Source organism: Thauera sp. SDU_THAU2 (genome assembly GCF_038260575.1).
GTDB lineage: Bacteria > Pseudomonadota > Gammaproteobacteria > Burkholderiales > Rhodocyclaceae > Thauera.
Genome location: NZ_JBBWUN010000003.1, coordinates 1,047,239 through 1,065,515, shown reverse-complemented (window position 1 = coordinate 1,065,515; position 18,277 = coordinate 1,047,239). Strand labels below are relative to the sequence as shown.

20 protein-coding genes are annotated in these 18,277 nt (G+C 66.5%); 14 read left to right on the top strand and 6 right to left on the bottom strand.

What is annotated here, in order from left to right:
- Positions 1-39: 39 nt before the first annotated feature.
- The 4 genes from AAFL97_RS06130 to AAFL97_RS06115 all read left to right on the top strand — a co-directional run bounded on the left by AAFL97_RS06130 (position 40) and on the right by AAFL97_RS06115 (position 2,931).
- Positions 40-711, top strand: a complete 672-nt coding sequence (locus AAFL97_RS06130; RefSeq protein ID WP_341644170.1) for a DUF1028 domain-containing protein — start codon at positions 40-42, stop codon at positions 709-711.
- Between the two features lie 60 nt (positions 712-771).
- Positions 772-1,737, top strand: coding sequence for a LysR substrate-binding domain-containing protein (locus AAFL97_RS06125; RefSeq protein ID WP_341644169.1), 966 nt, complete (start codon positions 772-774; stop codon positions 1,735-1,737).
- 220 nt (positions 1,738-1,957) lie between these two features.
- Positions 1,958-2,590 (top strand): M20/M25/M40 family metallo-hydrolase, encoded by a 633-nt coding sequence (locus tag AAFL97_RS06120; protein WP_341644168.1) that lies wholly within the window; start codon positions 1,958-1,960, stop codon positions 2,588-2,590.
- Positions 2,590-2,931, top strand: coding sequence for a hypothetical protein (locus AAFL97_RS06115; protein WP_341644167.1), 342 nt, complete (start codon positions 2,590-2,592; stop codon positions 2,929-2,931). The genes AAFL97_RS06120 and AAFL97_RS06115 overlap by 1 nt, the downstream gene beginning before the upstream one ends.
- 25 nt (positions 2,932-2,956) lie before the next feature.
- Here the strand turns inward: AAFL97_RS06115 and AAFL97_RS06110 are convergent, their stop codons facing one another.
- Genes AAFL97_RS06110 through AAFL97_RS06100 form a run of 3 tightly spaced genes read right to left on the bottom strand, consistent with a single transcriptional unit; the run spans position 2,957 to position 5,387 of the window.
- Positions 2,957-4,114: an alpha-hydroxy acid oxidase gene (locus AAFL97_RS06110; protein WP_341644166.1), complete on the bottom strand. Its 1,158-nt coding sequence runs from the start codon at positions 4,112-4,114 to the stop codon at positions 2,957-2,959.
- 20 nt (positions 4,115-4,134) lie between these two features.
- Complete coding sequence (locus AAFL97_RS06105; RefSeq protein ID WP_341644165.1) at positions 4,135-4,689, bottom strand: hypothetical protein; 555 nt, start codon at positions 4,687-4,689, stop codon at positions 4,135-4,137.
- Entirely contained in the window at positions 4,674-5,387 is a 714-nt protein-coding gene (locus AAFL97_RS06100) for a flavin-containing monooxygenase (protein WP_341644164.1), read from the bottom strand. The genes AAFL97_RS06105 and AAFL97_RS06100 overlap by 16 nt, the downstream gene beginning before the upstream one ends.
- A 325-nt stretch (positions 5,388-5,712) precedes the next feature.
- Here AAFL97_RS06100 and AAFL97_RS06095 point away from each other — a divergent pair, with 325 nt between their 5' ends.
- From AAFL97_RS06095 to AAFL97_RS06075, 5 genes are all read left to right on the top strand, one after another.
- Positions 5,713-6,855, top strand: a complete 1,143-nt coding sequence (locus tag AAFL97_RS06095; protein WP_341644163.1) for an ABC transporter ATP-binding protein — start codon at positions 5,713-5,715, stop codon at positions 6,853-6,855.
- Between the two features lie 87 nt (positions 6,856-6,942).
- Positions 6,943-7,944, top strand: coding sequence for an NAD(P)H-quinone oxidoreductase (locus AAFL97_RS06090; RefSeq protein WP_341644162.1), 1,002 nt, complete (start codon positions 6,943-6,945; stop codon positions 7,942-7,944).
- An 8-nt stretch (positions 7,945-7,952) separates the two neighbouring features.
- Complete coding sequence (locus tag AAFL97_RS06085; RefSeq protein WP_341644161.1) at positions 7,953-8,570, top strand: glutathione S-transferase; 618 nt, start codon at positions 7,953-7,955, stop codon at positions 8,568-8,570.
- 15 nt (positions 8,571-8,585) lie between these two features.
- The gene (locus AAFL97_RS06080; RefSeq protein WP_341644160.1) at positions 8,586-9,053 is read left to right on the top strand and encodes a type II 3-dehydroquinate dehydratase; all 468 of its coding nucleotides are present in this window, start codon (positions 8,586-8,588) and stop codon (positions 9,051-9,053) included.
- The gene (locus tag AAFL97_RS06075) at positions 9,050-10,006 is read left to right on the top strand and encodes a 2-hydroxyacid dehydrogenase (protein WP_341644159.1); all 957 of its coding nucleotides are present in this window, start codon (positions 9,050-9,052) and stop codon (positions 10,004-10,006) included. The genes AAFL97_RS06080 and AAFL97_RS06075 overlap by 4 nt, the downstream gene beginning before the upstream one ends.
- Before the next feature lie 237 nt (positions 10,007-10,243).
- Here the strand turns inward: AAFL97_RS06075 and AAFL97_RS06070 are convergent, their stop codons facing one another.
- Positions 10,244-11,107 (bottom strand): DMT family transporter, encoded by an 864-nt coding sequence (locus AAFL97_RS06070; RefSeq protein WP_341644158.1) that lies wholly within the window; start codon positions 11,105-11,107, stop codon positions 10,244-10,246.
- Positions 11,108-11,228: 121 nt separating this feature from the next.
- Here AAFL97_RS06070 and AAFL97_RS06065 point away from each other — a divergent pair, with 121 nt between their 5' ends.
- Positions 11,229-12,608 (top strand): aminotransferase-like domain-containing protein, encoded by a 1,380-nt coding sequence (locus AAFL97_RS06065; protein ID WP_341644157.1) that lies wholly within the window; start codon positions 11,229-11,231, stop codon positions 12,606-12,608.
- 243 nt (positions 12,609-12,851) lie between these two features.
- Positions 12,852-13,037: a hypothetical protein gene (locus AAFL97_RS06060; RefSeq protein ID WP_341644156.1), complete on the top strand. Its 186-nt coding sequence runs from the start codon at positions 12,852-12,854 to the stop codon at positions 13,035-13,037.
- Here the strand turns inward: AAFL97_RS06060 and AAFL97_RS06055 are convergent.
- Positions 13,026-13,991 (bottom strand): LysR family transcriptional regulator ArgP, encoded by a 966-nt coding sequence (locus AAFL97_RS06055; RefSeq protein ID WP_341644155.1) that lies wholly within the window; start codon positions 13,989-13,991, stop codon positions 13,026-13,028. The genes AAFL97_RS06060 and AAFL97_RS06055 overlap by 12 nt on opposite strands.
- Before the next feature lie 113 nt (positions 13,992-14,104).
- Here AAFL97_RS06055 and AAFL97_RS06050 point away from each other — a divergent pair, with 113 nt between their 5' ends.
- Entirely contained in the window at positions 14,105-14,719 is a 615-nt protein-coding gene (locus AAFL97_RS06050; RefSeq protein ID WP_341644154.1) for a LysE/ArgO family amino acid transporter, read from the top strand.
- Positions 14,720-14,759: 40 nt separating this feature from the next.
- On the opposite strand, the gene AAFL97_RS06045 is transcribed toward AAFL97_RS06050, so the two are convergent.
- Positions 14,760-15,359, bottom strand: coding sequence for a helix-turn-helix domain-containing protein (locus AAFL97_RS06045; protein ID WP_341644153.1), 600 nt, complete (start codon positions 15,357-15,359; stop codon positions 14,760-14,762).
- 144 nt (positions 15,360-15,503) lie between these two features.
- On the opposite strand from AAFL97_RS06045, the gene AAFL97_RS06040 reads away from it, so the two are divergent.
- Positions 15,504-16,457: an ornithine cyclodeaminase family protein gene (locus AAFL97_RS06040; protein WP_341644152.1), complete on the top strand. Its 954-nt coding sequence runs from the start codon at positions 15,504-15,506 to the stop codon at positions 16,455-16,457.
- A gap of 301 nt (positions 16,458-16,758) precedes the next feature.
- Positions 16,759-18,261, top strand: coding sequence for a sodium/proline symporter PutP (gene putP / locus AAFL97_RS06035; protein WP_341644151.1), 1,503 nt, complete (start codon positions 16,759-16,761; stop codon positions 18,259-18,261).
- The last annotated feature ends 16 nt before the right edge of the window (positions 18,262-18,277 follow it).

The window sequence follows — 18,277 nt, the reverse complement described above, 5'->3', positions numbered from 1 at the left end:
GCCCCCCTGCTCCCGCCCACCAACCCGGATCGGACGCCCATGACCTTCTCCATCATCGCCCGCTGCCCCGAGAGCGGCCAGTTCGGCGCCGCCGTGGCTTCGTCGTCGCCGGCCGTCGCCTCGCGCTGCATCCGCGGCCGCAAGGGCGTCGGCGCAGCCGCCAGCCAGAACATCACCGACCCCGATCTCGGGCCGCTGGCGCTGGATCTGATGGCCGCCGGCCACACGCCCGAGGAGGCCGTGCAGCAACTGCGCCAGCGCCCCCATATCGACTACCGGCAACTGATGGCCATCGACGCCTGCAACCCGCCGGTCGTGTTTACCGGCGCCAAAGCGCTGGGCACGCTGGCCAGCGCGACCGGCACGCACGCGGCCTGCGCCGGCAACATGCTGGCATCGCCGGACGTGCCGCAGGCCATGCTGGCCGCGTTCGAGGCCGCCGAAGGATCGCTGGCCGAGCGGCTGATGCAGGCCATGCTGGCCGGCCAGGCGGCCGGCGGCGAGGAAGGCCCGGTGCATTCCGCCGGCCTGCTGGTTTATGGCGAGGAGAACTGGCCGATCGTGGATCTGCGGCTGGACTGGGTGGAAGCCGATCCGGTCGGCGCGCTGTACGGCGTATGGAAGGTGTACGAGCCGCAATGCGCGGCCTACGTCATCCGCGCCCGCGACCCGCGCGCGGCGCCCAGCTTCGGCGTGCCGGGCGACCTGTAGCCATGCTACCGTGGGCTCCCGCGCCGAATCATCGAGCGCCCGCATTCCCGGACCCATTCCATGCTCAACCGCATCTCCCTGCGCCAGATGGAGTATTTCGTGGCGACGGTCAAGTACGGCAGCATTGCCGCGGCCTCGACGCAGATCCACATCTCCTCGCCTTCCATTTCCGCGGCCATCGCACACATCGAGGCCGAACTCGGCGTGCAGCTCTTCGTCCGCCATTCGTCCAAGGGCCTGGGCCTGACGGCCATCGGCGGCCTGATCCTGAACCATTGCGAGGATCTGCTCGAACGCTCTTCGCGCCTGTACGAGATTGCCTCCGATTCCAGCGACGCCATCCAGGGCACGCTGCGGGTGGGCTGCTTCCAGCCGCTCACGGCAATGATCGCGCCCGAAGTCCTGTTCGGCTTCTCACGCGCCTTTCCCATGGTGGACATGCACATGGAAGAAGGCGACCAGGAAACGCTGATCAGCAAGCTGCATGCGCTGGAGATCGACCTCGCCATCACCTACGACCTCCAGCTCAACGACGACATCCGGTTCGAGCACCTGGCCACGCTGCCGCCCTACGTGCTGGTCAGCGAACTGCATCCGCTGGCGCAGCAGTCGGCGGTGACGCTGGAAGAACTCGCCCCCCTGCCCATGGTGCTGCTGAACCTGCCGATGAGTCGGGACTATTTCACCTCCCTCTTCACCAAGGCCGGGGTCACGCCCAACATCGTCGCGCGTTCGCGCTCGGAAGAAGTGGTGCGCTCGATGGTGGCCAACGGCATCGGCTATTCGCTGTTCAACGTGCGGCCCAGATCCAACGTATCGCTGGACGGCAAGCGCATGCTGCGGGTGCGCCTGGCCGGCGACAACCGCCCGATGCTGCTGGGCCTGGCGACCTACAAGCCGATGAAGCAGTCGCGGCTGTGCAACGTGTTCATGGAACGCTGCCGCGCCTACATCTCCGACCACTACATCCCCGGCATGAGCGCAGCAAGCTTCTACGATCCGCACTTCGTGCCGCCCGAGCAATGAGCCTCTGACTTGCCCCCCATGGAACACCTCCCCGCCTCCCCCAGCATCGCGCTGCTGCGCGAACTGGTCGCTTTCCCCCTCGGTTTCGCTGACGCCGAACGACAAGCTGATCGAACGGGTACAGCAGATCCTGAAGGACGCCGGCATCGACTCGACCCGCGCCCCGGATCCCGACGATCCGACGCGCACCAACCTGTTTGCCAGCGTCGGCCCGCAGGGCGTGCCGGGGCTGCTGCTGTCCGGCCACACCGACGTGGTGCCGGTGGCGGGCCAGCCGTGGACGACGCCGCCTTTCGAGGCGACCGAAAAGGATGGCCGCATCCATGGCCGGGGCACGGCGGACATGAAGGGTTTCGTCGCCTGTGCCGTCATCGCCATGGTGCAGGCCGCCGGCCGGCCGCTGAAGCGGCCGCTGCATCTGGCGCTGTCCTTCGACGAGGAGCTGGGCTGCGTCGGCGTGCGCCACCTGCTGCGCTGGCTGGAAGGCAGACTGCCCGCGCCTTTCCTCTGTGTCGTCGGCGAACCCACGCTGATGAAGATCGGCACCGGCCACAAGGGCAAGGCCGCCTGGCGCGCCGTCTGCCACGGCCAGGCCGGCCACTCCGGCCTCGCGCCGCGCTTCATGAACGCGGTGCACATGGCGGCCGACCTGGTCGCCGCGCTGCGCGACGTGCAGCGCGAACTGGCCGCCAGCGGCCCGCGCGAGGAAGGCTACGGCGTGCCCTACAGCACGGTGCACGTCGGCACCATCCAGGGCGGCCGGGCGCTGAACATCGTGCCCGCCGAATGCGAACTGAGCTTCGAAGTGCGCAACGTGTCGGCCGACGACCCCGAAAGATCCTGGCACGGGTGATGCAGCGCCTGGCCGAGCGCACGGCCGCCGAGGCAGCCCATCCGGATGCGGCGCTGCCCGAAGTCCGGCTGTCCAACAGCTACCCCAGCCTGAACACGCCCGAGGACTCCGCCGGCGTTGCCCTGCTGGCTTCCCTGCTGCCGCCGGGCACGCCCTGCACCAAGGTGGACTATGGCACCGAGGGCGGCCTGTTCCGCCGCAGTTGGCACGACACCCAGGTGCTGGTCTGCGGCCCCGGCAGCATCGAGGTGGCGCACAAGGCCGACGAGTACGTGGAAGTCGCCCAGCTGGAAGCCTGCGACCAGTTGCTGGCCGGGCTGGTGGAGCACCTCTGCGCCTGAGCGGAAGGCAAAAAAACGCGGCGCCTCAGCGCCGCAGCAGGATGCCGTCGTCGACCTGCCCGATGTCCGTCCGGCCGCAGAAGGCCATCGACAGATCCAGTTCGTTGCGGATCAGCTCCAGCGCCGCCGCCACGCCCTGCTGGCCGCCCGCGCCCAGGCCGTACATCATCGCCCGACCGATGTAGGTACCGCGCGCGCCCAGGGCGACGGCCTTGAGCACGTCCTGGCCGGAGCGGATGCCGCCGTCCAGATGCACTTCCACGCGGTCCCCCACGGCGTCGAGCACCGCCGGCAGCGCGCACAGCGAAGCCGGCGCGCCGTCGAGCTGCCGGCCGCCGTGGTTGGAGACGACGACGGCATCGGCCCCCGCCGCCACCGCCAGCCGCGCATCCTCGGGATCGAGGATGCCCTTGACGATCAGCGTGCCGCCCCAGCGATACTTGATCCACTCCACGTCCCGCCAGGACAGCGCGGGGTCGAACTGCTCGCTGGTCCATTTCACCAGATCGCCGATGTCGTCCACACCCTCGGCATGGCCGACGATGTTGCCGAACTGCCGGTGGCGGGTGCCCAGCATGCCCAGGCACCAGCGGGGCTTGCAGGCCAGATCCAGCAGGTTGCGCAGCGTGGGCCGCGGCGGCGTCGAGAGGCCGTTGCGCTTGTCCTTGTGGCGCTGGCCGAAAACCTGCAGATCCATCGTCACCACCAGCGCGGAACAGTTGGCCGCGCGGGCGCGCTCGATCAGTGCCTCGACGAAACCACGGTCGCGCAGCACGTAGAGCTGGAACCAGAACGGATGGCGCCCCGTCGCTTCCGCCACCGCTTCGATCGGGCAGATGCTCATCGTCGACAGCGTGAAGGGAATGCCGAAATCCCGCGCGGCGCGCGCCGCCAGGATCTCGCCGTCGGCATGCTGCATGCCGGTCAGGCCGGTGGGGGCGATGGCGACCGGCATGCGCACGGCCTGCCCGGCCATGCTGGTGGCCGTGCTGCGGCGGCTGATGTCCACCGCCACCCTTTGGCGAAACTCGAGGCGGCGGAAGGCTTCCTCATTGGCGCGGTAGGTGCTTTCCGTCCACGAACCGCCGTCCACATAGTCGTAGAACATGCGCGGCACGCGCTTCTTCGCCAGGCGGCGCAGGTCTTCGATGCAGCAGATTTCGCCCGCCGGTAAAGCGGGCATCCGCAGGCGCTCGAGCACCCTCATGGCTTGGCGTAGCTCATGTAGCCTTCCTGCAGCACGATGTGATCGGCGATGTACTTGGCGTCGTGCCAGACCCCGTAGATGAAGGACGAAGCCCGGTTCACCAGGTTGGGCAGGCCGAGGAAGTAGATGCCGCTTTCGGCCGAGATGCCGCGCTTGTGGAAGGGATCGCCCTTCTCGTCGAAGGCATTGACCTTGAGCCAGCCGAAGTCGAACTTGAAGCCGGTCGCCCAGATGATGGTGGTGATGCCGGCCGCCGCCAGATCGAGGCTCAGGATGGGATTCGTCAGGCAGTCCGGATCGGGCAGCAGCTCCCAGGCGCCCGGCTCGGGCGGGAACGGCAGGCCGTTCTCCTCGATGTAGGCATCGGCCTCGCGCAGCACGTCGAAATAGGCCTGGTCGCCGTCGGCGACGTTCTTCGCCAGGCCTTCCTCGAAGCTCAGCACGCCGTCCCGGTAAGACCTGGTGATGCCGACGAGCCGGATGCCGGTGTGCGCCAGCCGGCGGAAGTCCACCGTCTTGCCGCCTTCGTAGCCGCTCACGGCAAAGGCCACGTGCTGCTTCTTGGGGCGGATCCTGACCTCGTCCCACAGCCCCAGCGCACCGAGCCACCAGCAATAGTCCCGCCCCCGGTAGGCGCGCGGCGGGCGGTAGTGTTCGCCCACCGAGAGGTAGGGACGGTGCGGCCGGTCTGGCGCAGCTCTTCGGCGATCTGCGAACCCGAGGCGCCCGCCCCCACCACCAGCACCGCGCCCTCGGGCAACTGGCCGGGATTTCTGTAGGCGGAAGAATGCAACTGATGCACCGGGCCGTCCGCCGGCACGATGTCGGGATACGACGGCTTCTGGAACGGGCCGGTGGCCGCAACCACGTTGCGCGCCTCGATCACGCCGGCGCTGGTGCTGACCTTGAAGCCGGGACGGCCGGCATGGCGCTCGACGCTGGTCACCTCGACGCCGGTGCGCACCGGCGCCTCGACCATGCGGGCATAGTCCTCGAAATACTGCGCCACCCGTTCCTTGGCCGGAAAATCTTCGGGCGAGATGCCGTCGAATTTCATGTTGGGGAAGCGGTCGTGCCATGCCGGACCGTTGGCGACCAGGGAATCCCAGCGTTCCGAACGCCAGCGTTCCGCGATCCGGCTGCGCTCCAGCACGACGTGCGGCACGCCCATGAGGGAGAGATGTTCGCTCATGGCAATGCCGGCCTGGCCGGCGCCCACGACAACGGTATTGATTTCTTCCACTGACATTTGAGCCTCTGAATAAAACGGAAAAAGTCATGCATCGACGAATGCCGAGTGTGGGGATGCAGTGCTACTTTGGAAATCACGTTTTTTTGAAGGCGGGGCTCAGGAAAAAACGAAGCAGGCAGGCTTCGTGTTCATCACGCACATTGCAGCAAGGAATTCACCGGGAAAAGCCTTCCGCGCCAGATGCTTGTCCCGGCAAGAATGCGGGCTTTCGTTTTTTCCGATGCCTGCGTTCAATTTCGACAAAGCGCCTGCACGAATCAATTGCCTTATCGTCGATGCCGACAGTCGGAATTGAATCCAGCCCCTTCGCGATACCAAAACCATGAACACAAATACCCTGCACGCCGCAGAGCGGCCTCACGGCTTGCACCCGGACCCCGAGACGACCGTCAGCCTGGAAAGGGTGATGAAGAAGTACCACGACCACACGGTGCTGCATGAGCTCACGCTCAAGATCCGGCGCGGCGAATTCCTCACCCTGCTCGGCCCCTCGGGCTGCGGCAAGACCACGCTGCTGAACCTCATCGCCGGTTTCGCCGAGGCCGACAACGGCGAGATCTTCATCGACGGCCGGCTGGTCACCGCGGAGCCGCCGCACAAGCGGCAGATCGGCATCGTGTTCCAGAACTACGCCCTCTTTCCGCACATGACGGTGGAGCGCAACATCGGCTACGGCCTGCGCATGCGCGGTGTGCCGCCGGACGAAATCAGACAGCGCGTGCAAGAGGCCATGGACATGGTCAAGCTCGGCGGCCTGGGCCATCGCAAGCCGCGCGAACTGTCCGGCGGCCAGCAACAGCGGGTGGCGCTGGCGCGCGCGCTGGTGATCCAGCCCAAGGTGCTGCTGCTGGACGAACCCTTCTCCGCCCTGGACAAGAGCCTGCGCGGTTCCATGCAGGTGGAAGTCCGCGAAATCCAGCGCCGCCTGGGCGTGACCACCGTGTTCGTCACCCACGACCAGGGCGAGGCACTGGCGATGTCTGATCGCATCGCGGTGATGTCGGCCGGCGTGATCCGGCAGATCGCACCACCCGCCGAGCTGTACCAGAACCCGCAGGATCCTTTCGTCGCCTCCTTCCTCGGCGACGTGAACATCCTGCCGGCCTACTACCATGGCCACCGCAGCGGCGACATCCTGCTGCGACTTGGCGCCGGCCTGTTGAGCCTGCCGTTCGAGCGCCTGGTGGGCGACTCGCACGAAGGCGAGCGGCTCGACCTCTACGTACGCCCGGAGCACATCACGCTCGAAAGCCTGCACCCCGATTCGGTGCTCAACGGCACGGTCGTCAATCACGTGTTCCAGGGCGACCACATCGACACCTTCGTGGATGTGGAGATCCCCAGCGCCGGCCGCCGCATCGTGACCGTACGCAGCGGCGGCCTGAGCGCCGTGCAGCAATGGCCCATCGGCGCCGTGGTCGGCCTGCACATCCCGCAGGACGGTGTCAGCGTCTTCAATCCCTGATTGCAATTCTCCGAGGCTTCACCCAAAGCAAGCTGCGCCCATTGGCGACAGATCGTTTCCACCTCTTGAGCCGGAGCCGCTGAAACCGTGACTTCCATCCCCAAGACCATGCAGGCCGTGATCGCACGCGAGCCGGGCGACGCCGGCGTACTGGTACTGGCCGAACGGCCGGTGCCCGAACCCACGGCAGGCGAAGTGCTGCTGCGCGTGCTCGCCGCCGGCATCAACCGGCCGGACATCATGCAGCGCCAGGGCATCGCCAAACCGCCGCCTGGCGTGACCGACGTGCTGGGCCTGGAAGTCTGCGGCGAGGTCGTGGCCTGCGGCCCCGGCGTGGATCGCGCCCTGCTGGGCCAGCGCCTGATGGCCCTGGTGCCCGGCGGCGGCTACGCACCCTGGTGCGTCGCGCCGGTGGATCACGCCTTCGTCGTGCCGGCCGGGCTGTCGGACGTGGACGCCGCGGCCCTGCCCGAAGGCCTGTTCACCGTGTGGCACAACCTGTTCGAGCTGGGACGTCTTGCAATGGGCGAGACGCTGCTGCTGCATGGCGCAGCGGGCGGCATCGGCACGCTGGCGATCCAGCTGGCGCACGCTGCCGGCGCCACCGTGCTAGCCACCGCCAGCGACGAGACGCGTTTTGCCGAGCTGCGGAAAATGGGCGCGGAAAAAACCATCTGCTGGCGCAGCACCGACTTCGTCCAGGCCGTGCTGGATCACACCGGCGGCCGGGGCGCGGACGTGGTGCTCGACGTCGTCGGCGGCGACTACGTGCGCCGCAACCTGCAGGCGCTGGCCTTCGGCGGGCGGCATGTAAGCCTGAGCTTCATGCAGGGCTCGGCCATGAACGTGGAACTGCTGACCTTGATGCAGAAACAGTTGAGCCTGCACTCGTCCACGATGCGGCCGCAGAGCCATGCGGAGAAGACGCGCATGGCGCGCTGCATCGCCGGGCAGGTGCTGTCCCTGCTGCGCAGCGGCCGCGTGCGCCCGCGCATCCATGCCACTTTCGCCCTGGACGAAGCGGCCGCCGCGCACAGCGCGTTGGAAAGCGGCAAGGTGTTCGGCAAACTGGTGCTGGTGCCGCAATGAGCCACCCCATGAAACTGCTGTTCGCCCCCACCTCCGCCTTCGTCCGCAAGGTCATGGTCTGTGCCGAACTGACAGGGCAGACGGCCGACATCGAGCTGCTGGACAGCGCGGCCCACCCGGTGAAGCGCGACGCCCGCATCGCCGCCCACAATCCGCTGGCCAAGGTGCCGACCCTGCTGCTGGACGACGGCCAGGCGCTGTACGACAGCCAGGTCATCTGCGAATACCTGGCGCACCGGGCGGGCGACGCCACCCTGTTCCCCACCGCCGGCCTGGCTCGCTGGCAGGCGCTGACCCGCCATGCACTGGGTGACGGCATGCTCGACGCGGCCCTGCTCGCGCGCTACGAGCTGACCGCCCGGCCGCCCGACAAGCAGTGGCCGACCTGGCGTGAGGCGCTGCTGGAGAAGATATGGGCCGGCCTGGCCTCGATCGAGCGCATGGCCGACGAGCTGAAAGTGGAAGAACCGAGCATCGGCGAAATCGCCCTCGGCTGCGCACTGGGCTATCTGGACTTCCGCTACCCCGAGCTGGACTGGCGCACGCGCAGCCCCCGCGCCGCCCGCTGGAACGAGGCTTTCCAGGCACTGCCGGCGATGCAGGCCACCCGCCCCTACGACACCTGAACCCGAAGGCATCCCATGCGCACGACCACCGCCCCTGACCTGACGATCTGGTTCCTCAACGGCCCCAATGCCAACCTGTACGGTCTGGACGCCAACAAGACCTACGGCAGCGACAGCTTCCCCGTCTTGCAGGCGCGCTGCGAAAAGAAGGCCGCCGATGTCGGCGCCTCGCTGCGCTTCCTGCAGTCCAACCATGAAGGCGTGCTGGTGGACTGGATCCAGGAGGCACGCGGCGTGGCCGACGGCATCGTCATCAACGCCGCCGGCCTGACCTACAGTTCGGTGCCGATCCTGGATGCCCTGATGGCTTTCCCCGGCAGGATCGTCGAAGCGCACATGAGCAACATCTGGAAGCGCGAAGCCTTTCGCCACCACTCCTACATCTCCAGGGTGGCCGACGGCGTGATTGCAGGGCTGGGCGGCGACGGCTACGAATTCGCCATCGAGGCCGTGGCAAAGCTGGTACGCAGGGAGCGGACATGAGCGGCAAACACTCCACGGCCTCGGGCGCGCTGGCCTTCTACAGCCAGCTCGACGACTTCGAAACCTGGAAACACGCCCTGCTGGCGCAACTGCCCGGGCTGGACATCCGCCATTCAAGCGCGCTCGGCGACCCGGCCGACATCCACTACGCGCTGGTGTGGAAACCGCCGGCGGGCTTCTTCGACGGCATGCTCAAGCTGCGGCTGATCGTCAACCTGGGGGCCGGGGTCGACTCCCTCGTCAATCGCGCAGACCTGCCGCCGGGTATTCCCATCACCCGCCTGACCGACCCGCAGATGGCCCGCATGATGGCCGGCTACGTGCTGTTCGCCGCGCTGCGGCACGCGCGCGACATTCCCCACTTCGAACAGGCGCAGCGCCAGGGCAAGTGGTCGTACCGGCACCCGCGCTCGCCGGACGAAATACGCATCGCCGTGCTGGGCCTCGGCCAGCTCGGCGCCGTCGCCGCCACCGAGCTCAGCCGCCTGGGCCATGCCGTGAGCGGCTGGTCGCGCAGCCCGAAGAAGATCGACGGCGTGCACTGCCATGCCGGCCTGGCGACGCTGGACACGGTGATCGCCAATGCCGACATCCTCATCGTGATGCTGCCGCTGACGCCGGAGACGCGCGGCATCCTGAACCGGGAGCGCCTACTGCGCCTGCCGCGCGGCGCGGCCTTCATCAACGTCGCCCGCGGCGCGCTGGTGGATCAGGCAGCGCTGACCGAACTGCTCGCCAGCGGCCACATCGGCACCGCCACGCTGGACGTGTTCGAGCAGGAACCGCTGCCCGCGACCGACCCGCTGTGGCGCATGCCCAACGTGCTCATCACTCCTCACCTGGCCTCGGTGGCGATTCCGTCTTCGGCGGCCCGGCAGATCGCATCCAACATCCTGCGGGTGTCGGCGGGACAGGCACCCGAAAACCTCATCGACCCCGGCAAAGCTTACTGAAGCCCCGGAACAGGAAAAGGCGGCCCATGCCCACGCGGGCCGTCCATGCCGTTGCCGGCCTCAGCCGCGCTCCATCACGTCCAGCATCGCCGGACAGTAGCCGGCATCGTCGATCACCCGCGGCCTGCCCCTTGGGCTGTCACCACATTGCGGGCACAGGCTCGTACCGCCGTCCTTTCAGCCGGGGATTGCAATACCCCTATGCACTTCAAGCCGCCTTTGCAGGGCAGGCGCGGCTTATTTCGCATACTTTTTCGCCCCCGCGACGCAGGCCACGGCAGCCAGCGTCACCACCAGCATCGTCCAGCTCACCTTCTCGTGGAGCAGCAGCGCGGCCAAGCCCAGCCCCATGAAAGGCTGAAGCAGTTGCAGTTGTCCAACCGCTGCGATACCGCCTTGCGCCAGGCCGCGATACCAGAACACGAAACCGAGCAACATGCTGAACAGGGACACGTAGCCGAGACCGATCCAGGCCGGCACGCTCACATGCTCGAATGAATCGGGCATGGTCCACAACGCGATCGGCAGCATGACGGGCAAGGACAGCACCAGCGACCAACTGATGACCTGCCAGCCGCCCAGCGTACGCGACAGCCGCGCGCCCTCGGCGTAGCCCAGGCCGCAGACGGCGACGGCAACCAGCATGTACAGGTTGCCTTGCAGCGAAGACTCGACACCTTCCCAGGCCGCGTAACCGGCAACGAAGGCGGCCCCGACGGCCGCGAACACCCAGAACAGCGGCTTGGGCCGCTCGCCTCCCCGTATCACGGCGAAGATGGCCGTACAGATCGGCAGCAGGCCGATGAACACGATGGAATGGGCAGCGCTGACGTGCTGGAGCGCGAGTGCCGTCAACAGCGGAAAGCCGACCACCCCGCCCAGCGCGGCCAGGGCGAGGGAAGGCAGATCCGCCGCCTTCGGCCGCGGCTGCCGCAGCAGCAGCAAAAGTGCCAGTCCCGGCACGGTGGCGATGGTCGCCCGTGCGCAAGTCAGGAAGGTGGGATCGAAATCAGCGACCGCCACCCGGGTGGCGGGCAGCGATCCCGCAAAAATCGCCACGCCGATGAAGCCGTTGATCCAGCCGCCTGCTGCTTTCTCCATCGAGAACTCCTCGTTTCATCAACGGTAGTAAAGCATTGCCTGAGCTGGTCAGGCCAGAGACAGTCCAATACAATTTAAAAGAACTGTTATGGCCCTTCATCCAGTACGGTTGGAAAAAATGATGCGTAGCGGCACACGAATCGAAGCGGTGATGGTGGAAATCCGGACGCGGATCGTCTCGCGCACCTATCTGCCGGGAACACGCCTGCCGTCCGTGCGGATGCAGGCGCGTGCCATGCAGGTGTCGGTCTCCACCGTGGTGGAAGCCTATGAGCGGCTGGCGGCCGAAGGCGCCATCGCTGCCCGCCCCGGCTCGGGCTTCTATGTGGCCGGGCCGGTGGCTCCGCTCACCCTGGCCCAGATCGGCCCCAGGCTGGACCGGGAGGTCGATCCGCTGTGGGTGTCGCGCCAGGCGCTGGAAGCGGACGCCGCCGTGCTCAAGCCCGGCTGCGGCTGGCTTCCGCCGTCGTGGCTGTACGAAACCGGGGTGCGCCGCGCCCTGCGTGCCCTGGCGCAGGCCGATGCGCCGGACCTGTCCGAGTACGCCACGCCGCTGGGCCACCCGGCACTGCGCCAATTCCTTTCACGGCGGCTGGCGGGCACGGGCATCGAGGCCGCGCCGGAACAGATCATGCTCACCGAGTCGGGTACGCAGGCGATCGATCTGATCTGCCGCTTCCTGCTGGAGCCCGGCGATACCGTGCTGGTGGACGACCCTTGCTACTTCAATTTCCACGCCTTGCTCAAGGCCCACCGGGTGCAGGTCGTCGGCGTACCCCTTACGCCGAACGGGCCGGACGTGGAAATGTTCGCAAGCGCCTTGCGCGAGCACTCGCCACGGCTCTACATCACCAATTCGGGCATTCACAACCCGACGGGCGCGACGCTTTCGGCAGTGACCGCACACCGGCTCCTGAAGCTCGCCGACAGTTCCGATCTGGTGGTCGTCGAGGACGACATCCTTGCCGACTTCGAATTCAGCCCCGCGCCCAGGCTGGCGGCTTTCGACGGCCTCTCGCGCGTCATCCACATCGGCAGCTTTTCCAAGACCGTCTCGGCCGCGCTGCGCTGCGGCTACATCGCGGCACGCCCCGGCTGGATCGACAGCCTCGTCGATCTGAAGATCGCCACCACCTTCGGCGGCGGACGCCTGGCCGCGGAAGTGGTGCTGAGGGCGCTGACCGACAGTGGCTATCGCAAGCACATGGAAGCGCTGCGGCTGAGACTCAGAACCGAAATGACGCAAACCGTGCCCCGCCTGGAAGCTCTGGGCATCCAGCCCTGGCTGGTTCCGCAGGCCGGCATGTTCCTGTGGTGCCGGCTGCCGCAAGGCATGGATGCCGCTGCCATGGCGCGCACATGCCTGAAAGACGGTGTGGTGCTGGCACCGGGCAACGCCTTCAGCCGCTCCCGGAGCGCGGGTGACTTCCTGCGCTTCAACGTCGCGCAATGCATCGACGGCCGGGTTTTCGATGTTCTGGCACGAACCCTGTCTGCCTGAACAAGACCAGCCGTCCAGGGGTAGGCACAGTCGGAACGGACTCTGTGCCAAACTGGATCGCTCGAATATCTCTTGTCCGGATGCAGATGCCAAGCCTCTACAGCTCGACCTTCACCTTCGCCAAGCGCGAGTTCGACGACGAGTTCCACACCCTGGACCAGGCCATCGCCGCGGTCGCCAAATCCATTCCCGGCTACATCGGCGAGGAAGCCTGGGAGAATCCGGCCACCGGCCTGATCTCCAATGTACTACTGGGAAAGCATGGAAGCGCTGCGCGCCCTGATCGACCATCCGGTTCACCAGGAAGCGAAGCGGCAGCAGGCGCGCTGGCTCGACGGCTATCAGGTGGTCATTGCCCAGGTGATGCATACCTACGGCGACGGCGGTATCCAGCACCCGCTCGCTACTCGCCAGGCATCACGGCCCTGAGGCCCCCGCTCCTTGCCATCCGCGGTCCCTGTGCTCACTGTCCGGCGTTTTCCCGGACACGCCGTGCAGGGCAGTCGCTGCGACCCTGCGCAGTACCGTGCCGATGTTCTGCAAGGTGTCGGAACGGACCGCGGCATGCTGCCAGTACAGGTGCACATCGAGCCAGCGGTCTGCGGCGATGAGGCTCACCCGGCCTTCCTCCAACGCCGGCCGTACCAGGGACTCGGGTGCCAGGCACCATCCCAGGCCGAGCGCAGCGGCATCGACGAAACCCGTGGGGGTCGGCAGGTAGTGTATCGGCGGCGACAAGCGGGCGCGGGTGATCCGGCGCACGAAACGCCACTGCAGTTCGTCCTTGCGGTCGAAGACGATCATCGGCGCCTGTGCCAGTGACGCGGCACTCACGCCATCCCGGAAATGGCGCGCCGCGAACTCCGGCGCTGCGATGGCGTGATAGCGCATCGCGCCGAGCGCCAGCACCTCGCAGCCCTGCACCGCCGCCGCTTCACCCGTCACGGCGCCCAGCACCGAGCCATCGCGCAACAGCTTCAGGGTGTGATCCTGATCATCCACCCGCACGTCGAACAGATAACCATGCTGCCGGTTCAGCAGGGACAAGGCTTCCAGGAACCAGGTCGCGAGCGAGTCGCTGTTGACCGCGATGGCGATGGAGCGCGCTGCCGTGCCCTGCTCCGCTTCCGGCAGAAAGTCCGCCAGGGCCTCCGCTTCCAGCATCTGCATCGGCCGCACGCGGCGCAGCAGCAAGGCTCCCGCCGGCGTCGGCCGGCACGGCGGCTGGCGCACGACCAGCACCTGCCCCAGCCTGTCTTCCAGCGCCTTGATGCGCTGGGACACGGCGGACGAGGTGACGCAAAGCCGGCGCGCAGCCGCCTCGAAACTGCCCTCTTCCAGCACTGCGGCAAACGCGGCCAATTGAGGGTGGAGCAAATCCATGGAGGCCCCCTGAGATTAGAAATTCTTTATCTCAAGAAGAATAAATCATTTTACTAAACCAATCGATCGCAGCAACATGGCCGTCTCCCTCTACTGCACTGCTGGATCGTCGAATGCTTCTTGCCGCATCCCTTGCCGGATTCCTGACCGGCGCGGGCCTCCTGATCGTCATCGGCGCACAGAACGCCTTCGTTCTGCGTCAAGGGCTGCAGCGCAGGCATGTTGGCCTGGTGGTCGCCGTCTGTGCGCTCAGCGACATCGTCCTGATCCTGTGCGGCGTCGCCGGCGTTGGCGCCCTGGTGCACACATGGCCGGAACTCCTGCAGGCACTGCGCTTCGCTGCCGCGGCCTTCATCGGCTGGTATGGCCTGATGGCAGCGCGGCGGGCATGGCTCGGCACCAGTTCCCTCGTGCCGGATTCGGAAGACGGCAACAGCAGGCGTCGTGTCTTGCTGGCCGCGCTGGCGTTCACCTTCCTCAATCCGCACGTATATCTCGACACGATGGTGCTGGTCGGCAGCGTATCCACAGGCTATCCGGGCATTGCGCAGTGGGCCTTCGGCCTGGGTGCCTGTGCCGCCAGCGTGGCATGGTTTGCAACCCTGGGTTTCGGTGCCCGCCTGCTGCAGCCCGTCTTTCGCAATCCCCGAGCTTGGCGCGCACTCGACGGCGGTATTGCCGTCGTCATGCTGGCGCTGTGCGTATTGCTGCTGTCCGGTGTGAAGTGAATCCCATCGAGGACGAGCAGCAAGGACACGCACCTGTCCGTCAGAGCTCGATGTGCGAGCACACCCACAGCACCTTGGCGTCATCCGGGCCGCCGGACACGCAGACATGGCCCATGGTGCTGTCGAAATAGCAGGAATCTCCCGCCGACAACTGCAGCGGCGCATAACAGTCCGTGTGCACCACGACCGTGCCGCTCAGCACGTAGATGAACTCCTCGCCGTCATGGCGCAGAAGCTCCGAGAAATCGGACGTTTCGTGCGCCTTGATCGTGGTCACCAGCGGGATGAAGCGCTTGTCCACGAGATCGCTGTGCAGGACCTCGTAAATGTATTGCCGGGTTCGGTGAAACACCCCCTGGTCACGATAGGTGACGCTGCGCCGCGCATGCACGGCGGGCCGTTCCGGCCCCCGGAACAGCTCGCCGACTTCCACCTCCAGGCCCGAGGCCAGCGCGGCAATCTTCTCGTAGGTGGGCGACAGCTGCCCGTTTTCGATCTTCGACAGGGTCGATACCGAAATCCCGGTGCGCTTGCTGAGCTGCTGCAGCGTCAGCCTCGCTGTTCCGCGCAGGGCACGCAGTTTGTTGCCCAGCACGCTGACTTCGGTGGCGGGAGGAATCGCCCTTGTGTTCACGTTCATTGATCTGCCTGCACGGTTTTCTGATTCGACCTAGGGTTATCCCTAATGGGAGGCTTGCAGAAACACCAATAAATTCTCGTATAAGAAAATTCTTTCAAGAAACGAATTATTTTACCGATGCGCCAAAGCGCCCCTGAAGGGTACATGGATATCCTGAATCAAGCCCAGACCTGCGAGCACCTTCCCTTCGATCGGCTCATTCCCGCCCTGGAGCAGATGTTCGTGGAAGGCTGCAAGGTTCCGCTGCGTCACAACCACGCGATCGAGAACGCCGCGGGAGAGCAGGCCGGCACGCTGCTGCTGATGCCAGCCTGGCAGCCGGGCAAGCGGCTGGGCGTCAAGACGGTGTCGATTTTCCCCGGCAACCAGGAACTGGGCCTGCCCGGCCTGCATTCGGTCTTCATCCTGTACGACGCCGCCACCGGCAAGCCGCTGGCCCTGCTGGACGGCGACGTCATCACCTCGCGCCGCACCGCCGCGGCATCGGCGCTGGCCGCGCGCTGGCTCAGCCGGCCGGAGTCCAGCACCCTGCTGATCGTCGGCGCCGGCCGCGTTGCCAGTCTGCTGGCACAGGCCTATCGCACCGTCCGGCCGATCGAGACGGTGCATGTCTGGGACATCCACCCCGCAAACTGCACGAAACTGGTGCAGTCCCTGCGGGAAGCAGGCTTCGACGCCCATCGCGCCGACGATCTGGAACAGGTCGCGCGCCAGGCCGACATCATCAGTTGTGCGACGCTGGCCACCGCGCCGCTGATCCGGGGACGGTGGCTGCGGCCCGGTACGCACCTCGACCTGATCGGCAGCTTCACGCCGGCGATGCGCGAGAGCGACGCCGAGTGCTTCCGCATCGGCACGGTCTTCGTCGATACCGAGGAAGCGCCGATGAAGTCCGGCGACATCCTCGAAGCCGTGAAGGAAGGCGGCTTCGCCGCCGAGCGCATCGCGGCCACGCTGCAGGATCTGTGCCGCAGCCGGCATCCCGGCAGGACCAGCGCCACCGAGATCACGGTCTATAAGGCGGTCGGCACGGCGCTGGAAGACGTCGCTGCGGCCTCGCTGGCTTTCGATGCTTACCGCAGCGTCGCGTCTGCATGATTCCACCGGCCTCGGGGAGCCTCTCGGCGATAGCTTTACGACTCCCTGACGGAAGAGCAGACTTGCATCGACCAGGCATATGCAGACAGAAAACGTCCTTATGGCTCATCACTCTGCGCAAACGTCATGGCATGCCCCTTGCTAGCATTCCCCTTCCGTTTGAACCGCTCCGCTTGCGCCGCAAGCGCTTCAGCCCCGTTCAGGCAGACGAGGCTCCCGTCGGCAGGCCCTTCACCCAGGCCGGCGCGCGGTGCTTCCCAGGCTTCCATTCCAGTCCCGTCATTCCAGGAGGACGACAACGATGTCCGGCTATCTCTATATGTACATTGCATTGGCGGTGTACTTCGGCGCACTGCTGCTGATCGGCTATCTGGCCTATCTGAAGACCAACGACCACGAAAGCTACATGCTGGCCGGGCGCGGCCTGCCACCCTGGGTGGCGGCGCTCAGTGCGGGCGCTTCGGACATGTCGGGCTGGCTCATCATGGGCCTGCCCGGCGCGATCTACACCACCGGCCTGATCGAAGGCTGGATCGCGGTGGGCCTGTTCATCGGCGCCTACCTTAACTGGCGCCTGGTCGCCCCCCGGCTGCGCGCCTATACCGAGATCTCGCGCAACTCGATCACGCTGCCGAGCTTCTTCGAGAACCGCCTGCGCGACAACACGCGCCTGCTGCGCAGCATCGCCAGCATCGTCATCCTGGTGTTCTTCACGCTGTATGCCTCGTCGGGCATGGTCGCCGGCGGCAAGTTCTTCGAGAGCGCCTTTGGCGGCGACTACCTGACCGGCATGCTGCTGGTGACGGCGGTGACGCTGGCCTACACCCTGTTCGGCGGCTTCCTCGGCGCCTCGCTCACCGATGTGGTGCAGGGCCTGATGATGGTGGTGGCGCTGATCGTGGTGCCGGTCGTGGCCATCATGTCGATCGGCAGCATGGGCGAAACCGCCGGCTTGGTGACGACCGTCGGCGCCGGCAATCTGTCGCTGATCGGTGCCGGCCAACTGTCTGCCAGTGCCGCCACGCTGGTGATCATCTCGGGCCTGGCCTGGGGTCTCGGCTACTTCGGCCAGCCGCACATCGTCGTGCGCTTCATGGCCTTGCGCACGCCGCAGGAGGCCAAGAGCGCGCGCTTGATCGGTACCAGCTGGCAGTTCGTATCACTGCTGGGCGCGGTCGGCAGCGGCCTGATCGGCATCGCCTACTTCGCCAAGTTCGGCAACGCGCCGGCCGATGCCGAAACCGTCGTGCTGCTGATGTCCCAGATGCTGCTGCATCCGCTGGTCGCGGGCTTCGTGCTGGCCGCGGTGCTGGCGGCGATCATGAGCACCTTGTCGAGCCAGCTCATCGTCTGCTCTTCGGCGCTTGTCGAAGACATGTACCGCGCGATCAAGAAACCCGCGCCCAGCCAGCAGACGCTGATCATGTTCGGCCGTGCCGGCGTGCTGGTCGTGGCAATCATCGCCGCATTGCTGGCGGCCAATCCCAGCGACACCATCCTGGGGCTGGTGGCTTTCGCCTGGGCCGGCTTCGGCGCGGCCTTCGGCCCGCTGGTGCTGCTGAGCCTGTACTGGCGCAAGCTCACCAACATCGGCGCCATCGCCGGCATGGTGTCCGGCTCGGCGATGGTGTTCATATGGAAGTCGTTGGGCACCGGCATCTATGAACTGCTGCCGGCCTTCATCACCAGCATGGCGGTGACGGCGCTCGTCAGCCTCGCCACCTACAAGCGCAACGAGGAAATCGAGCGGGAATTCACCCAGAGCTGCCAGGCGGTGGGTGCAAGCGCCGGCCATCGAGCCTGACAGTACAACGGCGCTG

What these genes read in the sequence shown, in the direction of transcription:
- AAFL97_RS06130 (WP_341644170.1), top strand. Translation starts at nt 40, where the DNA reads ATGACCTTCTCCATCATCGCCCGCTGCCCCGAGAGCGGCCAGTTCGGC.
- AAFL97_RS06125 (WP_341644169.1), top strand. Translation starts at nt 772, where the DNA reads ATGCTCAACCGCATCTCCCTGCGCCAGATGGAGTATTTCGTGGCGACG.
- AAFL97_RS06115 (WP_341644167.1), top strand. Translation starts at nt 2,590, where the DNA reads ATGCAGCGCCTGGCCGAGCGCACGGCCGCCGAGGCAGCCCATCCGGAT.
- AAFL97_RS06110 (WP_341644166.1), bottom strand. Translation starts at nt 4,114, where the DNA reads ATGCCCGCTTTACCGGCGGGCGAAATCTGCTGCATCGAAGACCTGCGC.
- AAFL97_RS06100 (WP_341644164.1), bottom strand. Translation starts at nt 5,387, where the DNA reads ATGTCAGTGGAAGAAATCAATACCGTTGTCGTGGGCGCCGGCCAGGCC.
- AAFL97_RS06095 (WP_341644163.1), top strand. Translation starts at nt 5,713, where the DNA reads ATGAACACAAATACCCTGCACGCCGCAGAGCGGCCTCACGGCTTGCAC.
- AAFL97_RS06085 (WP_341644161.1), top strand. Translation starts at nt 7,953, where the DNA reads ATGAAACTGCTGTTCGCCCCCACCTCCGCCTTCGTCCGCAAGGTCATG.
- AAFL97_RS06080 (WP_341644160.1), top strand. Translation starts at nt 8,586, where the DNA reads ATGCGCACGACCACCGCCCCTGACCTGACGATCTGGTTCCTCAACGGC.
- AAFL97_RS06075 (WP_341644159.1), top strand. Translation starts at nt 9,050, where the DNA reads ATGAGCGGCAAACACTCCACGGCCTCGGGCGCGCTGGCCTTCTACAGC.
- AAFL97_RS06070 (WP_341644158.1), bottom strand. Translation starts at nt 11,107, where the DNA reads ATGGAGAAAGCAGCAGGCGGCTGGATCAACGGCTTCATCGGCGTGGCG.
- AAFL97_RS06065 (WP_341644157.1), top strand. Translation starts at nt 11,229, where the DNA reads ATGCGTAGCGGCACACGAATCGAAGCGGTGATGGTGGAAATCCGGACG.
- AAFL97_RS06060 (WP_341644156.1), top strand. Translation starts at nt 12,852, where the DNA reads ATGTACTACTGGGAAAGCATGGAAGCGCTGCGCGCCCTGATCGACCAT.
- AAFL97_RS06055 (WP_341644155.1), bottom strand. Translation starts at nt 13,991, where the DNA reads ATGGATTTGCTCCACCCTCAATTGGCCGCGTTTGCCGCAGTGCTGGAA.
- AAFL97_RS06050 (WP_341644154.1), top strand. Translation starts at nt 14,105, where the DNA reads ATGCTTCTTGCCGCATCCCTTGCCGGATTCCTGACCGGCGCGGGCCTC.
- AAFL97_RS06045 (WP_341644153.1), bottom strand. Translation starts at nt 15,359, where the DNA reads ATGAACGTGAACACAAGGGCGATTCCTCCCGCCACCGAAGTCAGCGTG.
- AAFL97_RS06040 (WP_341644152.1), top strand. Translation starts at nt 15,504, where the DNA reads ATGGATATCCTGAATCAAGCCCAGACCTGCGAGCACCTTCCCTTCGAT.
- putP (WP_341644151.1), top strand. Translation starts at nt 16,759, where the DNA reads ATGTCCGGCTATCTCTATATGTACATTGCATTGGCGGTGTACTTCGGC.